Below are 6,990 nucleotides of genomic sequence, written 5' to 3'. Positions count from 1 at the left end.
TAATAAACTCTGTCCCGGCATCTCCCGCCGCGACCTGACAACCGTACAGTAGGATATGATTAATCTTTGCCCAATTCTGTAACTGTTGGCGGTAATCGTAAATATTTGTTAAATTAAGTTGACAATTCCCTAAATATAAGCACCCCGGCGCACCATGGGAAACCAGGTGAATGGTGGTAATCTGGGGATTTTGTTGTAAAAAAGCGGATATTTGTTCGATTCCGTCTTGATTGGCAGAGAGAATAACGGTGGCGACTTCTGGAATTACTCCAGCTTGGAGACTTTGATAATCGGTAACACCAGCATCGAGGAAAACTACGGTAGCGGTTAAACGCTGATTTCTCGCACTATTCACCTGATTAGCTTGACTCAAGCCATCAGATTGAGCGAAATTGAACAAAACATCGTCAACAGCAGGAAGGCTCGGCAAGAGGGTGGAAGTCATGACATTGACAGCAAAAGTTTATTGCTAACAGTTTTAGCTCAACAATACCCAATTTTTCAAGACCCCTGTGACAGAAATTAATATTGCAAGAAAACGGGTTTCTCGAAGAAAACGGTTTTCTAAAAATGCTTCTATTCGCTTAATGCTTCTTTCCTGACAGTATATATTAAGAAAAGCAACAAATACTTTACAGATAAACAAAAATATGCAGCAAATTCTAGAATTAGAGACACAACCAAAAATTTGGCATTGGCGGGGATTCAAAATCACCTATCAAAGTGCGGGGGAGACAGGACCTGCGATCGTGCTTGTGCATGGATTTGGGGCATCTTGGGGACATTGGCGGAAAAATATCCCTGTTTTAGGCGAAAAATGTCGCTGTTTTGCCCTAGATTTAATTGGTTTTGGCGGTTCCGACAAACCCGAACCAAAAAACGAGGTCGATTACACTTTCGAGACTTGGGGGGCGCAAATTGCCGATTTTTGTCGGGAAGTGGTGGGGGGTCCCGCTTTTTTGGCGGGTAATTCCATCGGTTGTGTGGCGATTATGCAGGCTGCCGTCGATTATCCTGATTTTGTCCTTGGGGTAGCGGCGATTAATTGTTCCCTAAGACTACTGCACGAAAGAAAACGGGGGGAATTACCCTGGTATCGTCGTTTCGGCGCGGATATTGCCCAAATAATTCTCAAAAATAAAGCAATTGGGGCTTTTTTCTTCCAACAAATCGCTAAACCCCAGACAGTGCGTAAAATTCTCCTGCAAGCTTATCGGCGCTCGGAAGCGGTAACAGAGGAATTAGTAGAAATAATCTTAAAACCCGCCCGAGATCCAGGAGCGATCGAGGTTTTCCTCGCTTTTACCGGTTATTCTGGCGGCCCACTCCCAGAAGACCTGCTGCCGATTCTCCCCTGTCCGGCTATTCTGCTTTGGGGTAGCGAAGATCCCTGGGAACCCTTGCCCTTGGGCCGGGAATTAGCACGATTCCCGACAGTAAAACAGTTTATCCCCTTAGCTGGTTTAGGCCACTGTCCCCAGGATGAAGCTCCAGAAATAGTTAATCCGATTTTATTAGACTTCCTGCAAGCTCCTATCTAAGTCCTTCTAGTAACCAGAAGACCTAGTATCAATGGGTTGTTGGATGGTGAAGCCTCGGTTAGTAGTTTGAGGGGGAACTTGATTGGGGGTGCCATTATTGTTGGGCGGCATTCCCTGATTGGGATAACCAGTGACGTTAGGTTGACTGCCGTAGACGGGGGCCTGATATACGGGGGGTTGATAATAGTTGGATTGGTTGCTAGAGCCAGGGACGGGGTTAGGGTTGGTATTATTCTGGGAGGGTAGGGGCGGAACATTTTGTTGACCTGGAGAATTATTCCCCTGGGGGTTGACTTGATTCGGGTTGCCCCCGGGGTTGAGATTAGGAGAATTATTCAAGTTAGTAGTCCGCGAGCGATTTTCGATTTCCCTTTGTAAAGGATAATTGATAGTGTCGCCACTAATCGGTCGCAGTTGAATCGGTTGCAGAGTTTTACTAGCCTTCGGTGGCTGATTTTGCTTAGTCTGCGGCATTAACGGGGCGAATAAAGAGGGTTTCTGGTTGTCATTGGGATTAGTATTTAAAGGATCAAAAGGCTGCGTTGAGGCCGCTCTCCCCGGGCGAGCGGTATTATTATTGGCAGGAATGGCCGGCAGTGGTACGGCAGTGGGGGGAGAAGTATCGGTAATCTGGTCAGTCTGGATTTCGCTTTCCTCCAAGGACATTCCTGGGGTATCGAATACCGAACCCAACCATTCAGGATTCTGTTGATATATCGAGAAAGCAATTAGAGCCAAGGAAAATATTCCTAGCGGCAGCCAAAACAAAGGTTGGGCAAAGGGTTTTAATCCTGCCAAGAAATAGCGCATGGAAGAAGAATCTTTATAGTCACTCATACCGCTTCACCCTCTATAGGTTTTCCTCCATGCTATCAAATCAGTGATCAGTGATCAGTTATCAGTTATCAGGAGTCAGCTTTTTTTCCCGCCATCTCCCCATCTCCCCATCTCCCCTTCCCCCATCTCTCTTCTAACTTCTGCCCAATTCGTAATTCACGCGATGTGCCACTGAAAACGACAGAATCAGGGTTCCAGAGGATACTTTCATCTCTGCTGATTTCTGAAAGCCTTGTAAATCAAGACTAAAAATATGGTTGCACACTGGGTTAATTCATAATTCATAATTCATAATTCATAATTCCCACACTGTTCACCGACTAGGTACTAGCGCTATTTGCGAGCAATTGTCAAACAATTGTAAAACTTCGTTATATTTAAGGAACATTTGAGAGACTAAGGAGCAGCGGAGTTGTGGCTTTATACGCGGATTTGCATCGGCATTTAGGGGGATCGGTAGTACCGAGAATTCTCTGGCGCTACTTTCACAGACATGAGCGGGATTTAGCGGATAAATTCCCGGAATATCCCGCTTTTGAGGAATTTTACACCCGCAAACGCAATAGTTTAGATGAGTATTTGGAATTACACACCCTCGTCGAAAGTGTTCAAACCGCCCAAACTTTGCCCTATTTTATCTATCGTCTGATTCGCGGTGCTTATATCTTCGAGAATCTGGCCTATTTAGAATTGCGCTATACTCCCTACTATCGCACCGACGAACATTTGAACCAAACAGAGCGAATCGAGCAAATGCGATCGATTGTCGAGATCGTTGGTCAAGCCTCGAAAATGAGCGAATATCCGATTATTACCAGTCAAATTCTCTGTATGCACTCGCGACTTCCCTACGAAGTCAACAAAGCGATCGTTGATCTGGCCCTAGGGATGAGAGAATACGTCTGTGCGATCGATATTGCTGGGGGTGATTCCTACTACCAAACTCGACTAGAGGAATTTGCCGGTTTATACAGTTATGCCAGGGAAAATGGTTTAAATACCACCGGCCATCTTTACGAAACAAAGGACGGTTGTTATCCCCAATTACTGCCCTATCTGCAAAGAATTGGTCACGGTATTCAAATTCCCCTACAATACCCAGAATTGCTGCCGGAAGTTGCCCGTCGTCATCAATGTTTAGAAGTCTGTCCCACCACCTATTTAAAAACTGGCACCCTTGAGAGTTTATCGCAATTAAAGATAGTCTTTGATCGCTGTTTTGAAGCGGGGGTTGATATTGCTATCTGTACCGATAATGCTGGTTTACACAATGTCCGGCTCCCCTTCGAGTACGAAAATTTACTCACCCTAGACGTGATCGATTTTCGACAATTACAAGCTTGTCAAGATGCGGCTTTTCGCCATGCTTTTGCCTGGCCCTATAGTCAAAAACCCGCCTCACTTTTAACCGGTTTGTTATCAGTGGATAATCCCAAATTACCGGTTTATCAGTAACAAAATTAACCTTAGTTCGGGTTAGGCAAATTCTTTACCGCTCCCGAACTATAGGGTTTTTCCACTCTCGTGCATCGGGTTTCGGGAATTCTACTGAATCTTGATTAAACTCAACCCAAAGAGAGTATAAGTACACAGAGAACCAAGACCGAACATCAGGGAACGAGCGATCGGGACATTAGTGATATAAAAAAGGGAAAATAGAAGCCGGAGGATCACAAAAGCGATCGCACAGTTAGCAGCCAGGGATGAGGAGACTCCTGTAACGTAGGCCATGAGAGCGGCGGCACTATAGATCATAAAGGTTTCAAAACCATTTTGATGGGCCCAAGTTGCTCGTTTAGCGTAGTCTGGGAGTTGGTCGAACATGGCCCGGGGAGCGGAGGTATCGTAACCCACCTTAGCCCTAGCGTAGGCCACCAGCAGAAAAGGTAGATAGACAGAGATAGCGGCAGCCACTATCGAATAGAGAAGAATGGCACTGACGGAGAGATTCATCGCTGAATTTAGTCAAAATAAAATAGGGTAACTAGCTTGCGTTGATCTTCCGCTTCCGCGCAGGTTTGCAAAAGGGTCTGACTGTCGTGGAAAGCAAAACAGATTAACTGTTGACAACGATTGATAATCTCGCGATTACAGAGGCTGCTGGCTTCCCCTAGGGATAGATGATCATTTTCGGGACATTCCACCAGATGGATAACCTGCTGGAGTTGTTCTTGGGATTCCAGGGGCTGGCGATCGAGACTTTGAGGTAAGATCACGGTTAACAGATTAGGATCTGCCCGCATTGCCCCCTTAATGACGGCGGAATTGGTTCCCGTCGCCCCGGAGGTCATAATCCGATTGCCCCCCAGCACGAGGGCATAGGCCATCATTTCGATCAATTGCTGGTGCGTGATGGGAACGTGACGGGAACCCAATAAAGCGACGCGCTTAGAACCGGTCTGCTGAATGGCGGCCAGTTCTTGAGCTAGAGTGTCTAGGGTGTTAGTGGTATCTACAGATTGACTCAAAGACTTTTACTGCAAATTCGGACTGATTAACCGTCCGTTATTGTAGCATCGAATTGTCATGATCGGAAATTTGGCCCAAAAAACCCCTGTTACCGATCGAGGTGTCCTTTCTGTGGTGGTCCCCTATGATCCCTCAGAAATTGTTATTGATGGGGAAGTGCCTCTAGATTCTACGGTAAGATAGGTGCATAGAAGATATTTACCCCAGAGCCATGACCACTTCTCCTGTTCCCCAAGGGGACGATTTTAGCGATCGCCCAATCCGTCCCGTACAATATCGGGATTTAGAAGACATTGAAGCTTTAACCTTGGATGACTTCGATGAGGATATTGATCGTCGCGCCCAAAATTTCCGCACCCAGGTGCAGCAGGTGCGGCCTTGGTTTGGGTTGTTTAAAATTCTCAGTTTTTTTCCCAATCCTCTGCAACACCGTTTTCATGTCTATGTGGCCGAGTCCTTGGCTAATCGGGGAGAAGAAGGGAAAATTCGCGGGGCCATCCAAGTCAACCCTTTTAATAGTAGTCGCAGCACTTGGCGGGTGGAACAGGTGCGGGTGCATCCAGGGGAGTCTTTAGGCGAACCCAAGGGCATCGGGGCGCAATTACTGCGTTATTGTCTAGAAACGGTTTGGGAAGCACGCACCTGGGTGTTAGAGGTTAATATCAATCAAAAGGACAGTTTGGCACTTTTTCGGCAACACGGGTTTCAGCCTTTGGCAGAATTAACCTATTGGTCTTTACCGCCGCAATTATTACAGGAATTGAGCAAACAAGAGGCAGATTTACCGAATTTACTGCCTGTGAGCAATGCTGACGCTCAATTACTTTATCAGTTAGATTGTGTGTCTATGCCGCCGTTATTGCGTCAGGTATTTGATCGCCATATCCAGGATTTTAAAATCAATTTAGTTGATAGTTTGTTCGGTCGCTGTCAAAGTTGGTGCGGCGGTCCGCAAATTAGTCGCGGTTACGTTTTTGAACCACAACGAAAAGCGGCGATCGGTTATTTTGAATTAATTCTATCTAATCAAGATGAGCGACCCCATCAAGCGAAATTAATTGTCCATCCTGCCTACACTTGGCTCTATCCTAAGTTATTAATCCAGATGGCCCAGATCACGCGCAAGTATCCCCCTCGATCGCTAGAGTTGATATCGGCTGATTATCAGCACGAAAGACGGGAATATCTGGAACAATTGGGAGCAATCCGCAGTTCCCACACCCTGATGATGTCGCGCTCGGTATGGCACAAAATCCGCGAAACTAAGCCGGAAAATTCCGCCCTGGCAGAAATGCTGCAGGGTTTACAACCGGTGCCGCGAACTCCTATCCCTAGTCGGATGTCTTGGTTAAAATGGCCGAATAATCCCCCCCTGGACACCCTCGACAGTCCGGGGGAACTTCCCCCGGTCAAACCGCCCTCGGAACCCCCCGATCAGGGGCATCCAGTGTGATGGAAAGAGTCGCCGCCTTGGGCTTAGATATCGGCAAAAAACGGGTAGGAGTGGCAGGATGTGACGGTACAGGTTTAATCGCCACTGGTTTAACCACGATTATCCGTTCTTCCTTTGTTGCCGACATACCACAGTTTGAGGCAATTGTCAAGGAAAGAAATATTAAGATTTTGGTGGCGGGACTGCCCTATACCATGGCCGGAGAACTAGGATTTCAGGCCCAACAGGTGCAAAAATACGCCCAGAAACTAGCGATCGCCTTGGATTTACCCCTCGAATACATTGATGAGCGTTGCACATCCCTAGAGGCGGAAGAATTCTTAAAAGCCAAAAAACAGTTTTCCTCTTGGGATAAGGCAGCGATTGATCGGGAAGCGGCGGCGATTATTTTACAACAATGGCTTGATCGCCGGCGGCGAGTTAATAGTGCTGTTTTAGGGGATAGGGAAATCGTCGAACCAAAAAACGCCAAGGGAACTGGTGGCCAAGGGACTTGCGGATAAATACATTACCAGTTAGACTATAGCGGTGTGCAGTCGTATGAGGTACAGTATCACGAGCTATAAACCATGCTAGGCAAAGCTTGGTCTGTATCTCACTCAAGCGCTTACCGCTATAAAAGGATAACTTAATAAAAAATCCCAATGTTAAACAAACAATTTGAGTCCACTCTAAAAGATGCATCCTCTA

General features: G+C 46.5%; 9 protein-coding genes. 5 read left to right on the top strand and 4 right to left on the bottom strand.

Annotation, left to right across the window (positions count from 1 at the left end):
- Positions 1–445 (bottom strand): DUF4347 domain-containing protein (locus N0824_RS06685; RefSeq protein ID WP_146184263.1); only part of this gene is annotated, 445 nt, incomplete at its 3' end.
- A gap of 205 nt (positions 446–650) precedes the next feature.
- On the opposite strand from N0824_RS06685, the gene N0824_RS06680 reads away from it, so the two are divergent.
- Complete coding sequence (locus N0824_RS06680) at positions 651–1,541, top strand: alpha/beta fold hydrolase (protein ID WP_108936187.1); 891 nt, start codon at positions 651–653, stop codon at positions 1,539–1,541.
- A gap of 6 nt (positions 1,542–1,547) precedes the next feature.
- Here N0824_RS06680 and N0824_RS06675 read toward each other — a convergent pair whose 3' ends face one another.
- Positions 1,548–2,378: a hypothetical protein gene (locus N0824_RS06675; protein WP_108936186.1), complete on the bottom strand. Its 831-nt coding sequence runs from the start codon at positions 2,376–2,378 to the stop codon at positions 1,548–1,550.
- A 414-nt stretch (positions 2,379–2,792) separates the two neighbouring features.
- Here N0824_RS06675 and N0824_RS06670 point away from each other — a divergent pair, with 414 nt between their 5' ends.
- On the top strand, positions 2,793–3,833 hold the full coding sequence (locus N0824_RS06670) for an adenosine deaminase (protein WP_108936185.1): 1,041 nt from the start codon (positions 2,793–2,795) through the stop codon (positions 3,831–3,833).
- Positions 3,834–3,923: 90 nt separating this feature from the next.
- Here the strand turns inward: N0824_RS06670 and N0824_RS06665 are convergent, their stop codons facing one another.
- The gene (locus tag N0824_RS06665; protein ID WP_002783727.1) at positions 3,924–4,331 is read right to left on the bottom strand and encodes an MAPEG family protein; all 408 of its coding nucleotides are present in this window, start codon (positions 4,329–4,331) and stop codon (positions 3,924–3,926) included.
- An 8-nt stretch (positions 4,332–4,339) separates the two neighbouring features.
- Positions 4,340–4,846 carry a hypothetical protein gene (locus N0824_RS06660; RefSeq protein ID WP_002802760.1) on the bottom strand — a complete coding sequence of 169 codons (507 nt, stop codon included), beginning with the start codon at positions 4,844–4,846 and terminating at the stop codon, positions 4,340–4,342.
- A gap of 58 nt (positions 4,847–4,904) precedes the next feature.
- On the opposite strand from N0824_RS06660, the gene N0824_RS21560 reads away from it, so the two are divergent.
- From N0824_RS21560 to ruvX, 3 genes are read left to right on the top strand one after another with little or no spacing between them, the layout of a single operon-like run.
- Positions 4,905–5,030, top strand: coding sequence for a hypothetical protein (locus N0824_RS21560; RefSeq protein WP_255420514.1), 126 nt, complete (start codon positions 4,905–4,907; stop codon positions 5,028–5,030).
- Between the two features lie 28 nt (positions 5,031–5,058).
- Positions 5,059–6,300, top strand: coding sequence for a GNAT family N-acetyltransferase (locus tag N0824_RS06655; RefSeq protein WP_108936184.1), 1,242 nt, complete (start codon positions 5,059–5,061; stop codon positions 6,298–6,300).
- Complete coding sequence (gene ruvX, locus N0824_RS06650) at positions 6,300–6,803, top strand: Holliday junction resolvase RuvX (protein WP_233256372.1); 504 nt, start codon at positions 6,300–6,302, stop codon at positions 6,801–6,803. The genes N0824_RS06655 and ruvX overlap by 1 nt, the downstream gene beginning before the upstream one ends.
- Positions 6,804–6,990 lie beyond the last annotated feature (187 nt).

The sequence above is a fragment of the Microcystis sp. 0824 genome (assembly GCF_003112475.1).
GTDB classification, from domain to species: Bacteria; Cyanobacteriota; Cyanobacteriia; order Cyanobacteriales; family Microcystaceae; genus Microcystis; species Microcystis aeruginosa_C.
The sequence above is the reverse complement of the archived record's forward strand: the minus strand, read 5'-3'. Positions and strand labels throughout refer to the sequence as shown.

Excerpts from the sequence above, each read along its gene's own strand:
- N0824_RS06680 (WP_108936187.1), top strand. The coding sequence starts at position 651 with ATGCAGCAAATTCTAGAATTAGAGACACAACCAAAAATTTGGCATTGG.
- N0824_RS06675 (WP_108936186.1), bottom strand. The coding sequence starts at position 2,378 with ATGAGTGACTATAAAGATTCTTCTTCCATGCGCTATTTCTTGGCAGGA.
- N0824_RS06665 (WP_002783727.1), bottom strand. The coding sequence starts at position 4,331 with ATGAATCTCTCCGTCAGTGCCATTCTTCTCTATTCGATAGTGGCTGCC.
- N0824_RS21560 (WP_255420514.1), top strand. The coding sequence starts at position 4,905 with ATGATCGGAAATTTGGCCCAAAAAACCCCTGTTACCGATCGAGGTGTC.
- N0824_RS06655 (WP_108936184.1), top strand. The coding sequence starts at position 5,059 with ATGACCACTTCTCCTGTTCCCCAAGGGGACGATTTTAGCGATCGCCCA.
- ruvX (WP_233256372.1), top strand. The coding sequence starts at position 6,300 with ATGGAAAGAGTCGCCGCCTTGGGCTTAGATATCGGCAAAAAACGGGTA.